This is a genomic window from Clostridium ragsdalei P11, from assembly GCF_001675165.1.
In the GTDB taxonomy this organism is placed as follows: Bacteria; Bacillota; Clostridia; order Clostridiales; family Clostridiaceae; genus Clostridium_B; species Clostridium_B ragsdalei.
The window spans coordinates 1-2052 of record NZ_LROS01000051.1 but is presented as its reverse complement, the minus strand read 5'-3'; the positions used below and the strand labels follow the sequence as shown (position 1 = coordinate 2052).

At 34.5% G+C, this 2052-nt stretch carries 3 protein-coding genes and 1 pseudogene; all 4 read left to right on the top strand.

Features of this window, described 5'->3' with window-relative positions; translation table 11 throughout:
- On the top strand, positions 1-780 hold a 780-nt coding region (locus tag CLRAG_RS16150), incomplete at its 5' end, for a molybdopterin oxidoreductase family protein (protein ID WP_154105008.1).
- Positions 781-793: 13 nt separating this feature from the next.
- Positions 794-1366, top strand: a complete 573-nt coding sequence (locus tag CLRAG_RS16145) for a 4Fe-4S dicluster domain-containing protein (RefSeq protein WP_065079340.1) — start codon at positions 794-796, stop codon at positions 1364-1366.
- 150 nt (positions 1367-1516) lie between these two features.
- Complete coding sequence (locus CLRAG_RS16140) at positions 1517-1702, top strand: hypothetical protein (RefSeq protein ID WP_065079339.1); 186 nt, start codon at positions 1517-1519, stop codon at positions 1700-1702.
- 90 nt (positions 1703-1792) lie between these two features.
- Positions 1793-2052: pseudogene (locus CLRAG_RS16135) on the top strand (hypothetical protein); the annotation flags it as partial.

Below are 2052 nucleotides of genomic sequence, written 5' to 3'. Positions count from 1 at the left end.
GTATCCTATGCTGAAAAAGATGGAACTTTTAGTAGTACTGATCGTACAGTGCAGCGTATTCGTAAGGCTGTAGAACCAATAGGTAATAGTCTTCCAGATTGGCAAATACTCCGGGACATTATGAATGCAATGGATTATCCAGCAGATTATAGTTCTCCTGAGGATATATTTGATGAAATGAGATCTTTAACACCAAGTTATGCTGGTATTAGTTATAAACGGTTGGAGAATGGTGGCATTCCATGGCCATGTCCAAATGAGAATCATCCTGGTACACCTATTTTGCACATTGGTAAGTTTTCCCGTGGTTTAGGTAAGTTTTCCACAATTGAGTATAAAGAACCTGCTGAGCTTCCTGATGAAGAATATCCATTGATGCTGACTACTGGACGTATCGTTACTCAATATCATACAGGGACTATGACAAGACGTTGTTGGGGCCTAAATGGTGCGGATCCAGAAGGATTTTTGGAAATTAATCCTACAGATGCAAAAAATCTCAATATTGAAGACGGTGATGAAATTAGCGCATCAACACGACGCGGCTCATTAATCACAAAAGCACAAGTAACAACTAGGGTACCAGAGGGATTAACATTTATTACTTTCCATTTTACTGAGAGTCCAGCTAATATTTTGACTAATAGTGCCCCTGATCCTGTTACTGGAACACCTGAGTTTAAAGTTTGTTCGGTAAAAATAAAAAAATTAGATTTCTCAGATTTCGGATGTCAAAAGCGTAAGATTTTCCGTAAAAAGAGTATGCGTAAAGACGCTTAAGGAGGTAATTGTATTGAATACCTTTGTTGTTGCAAATCCCCATAAGTGCATTGGATGTAAGTCTTGTGAAATTGCCTGTGCAACTGCACATTTAGATGTTAGTATACTTACTGCAGGATCTGCAGGTGTTCCTTTTTCACCTCGTATCAATCTAATACGGGCAGAAAAAGTTACCGTGCCGATACAATGCAGGCAGTGTGATGATTCACCTTGTGCAAATGTTTGCCCGGTAGGTGCAATTGTTCATCAAGAGAATAAAATTGTTGTAAAAACAGAATTATGTATTGGATGTAAAATATGTATGCTTGCTTGCCCATTTGGTGCTATGGATATGGTACCACAATACAAAAATAGCCATAAACAAACACAAATCTTAAATGTAATCACTAAAGAAGAAAGTGAGAATAAAGAAGTTATGGCAGCACATAAATGTGATTTGTGTGCAGGCAGGCCTGAAGGTCCAGCTTGTGTAGAAGTTTGTCCAGCTGATGCCTTCGTCATAGTTAGTCCAGAAGTTATAAATAATAGTATTAAAAATAAGCGTCAATCTAATGCTTTAGAGTTATTAAAAAATAAAAGCATATAAAAATTGAATTAGTTTTGGAAAAATGTACCTAGATTTGAATAAATCAAATCTAGGTACGTTATTGTATAAAGAATAGCATTGAGATTATACTATTAATATTTAAGTAGGTAGTCATCAAACGAATAAGTGGATTGGAAAAGGAGGAACAAAATGGACAAAAATATTATATTGGAAATTATAGAGAGCTACTGCAAAATACATAAGGATAAGAAATGTCTAGCATGTTCTGATGCTTATAAAATAGCAGAAAAACTGAAAATAAATATTTCAGATATAGGAAAGTTATGTAATGAAAATTCTATAAAGATCATAGGTTGTCAGCTTGGCTGCTTTTAAGGCATTTGAAAGAAAATAAGCTAGCATACTGACTAGTTATTTCTTTGAAAATGCCTAAAATATTAATTGATAAAGAGGTGATCAAAAATAGTGACTAATAAGTATACTATACCCAATATGATTTTAATTGGTTCAACTGCTAGAAACAGTGGGAAAACTACTCTTGCTATTTTAATAATAAATAAATATAAATTAACTAGACCAGTGATAGCACTAAAAGTAACAACTATTCAAGAGAAAAACGGAAAATGCATTCACGGAGGAGAAGGCTGCGGGGTATGTTCAAATTTGAAAGGAAATTTTGAGATAACGGAGGAATTAAATGCAGCTAATAATAAAGATACTTCTCT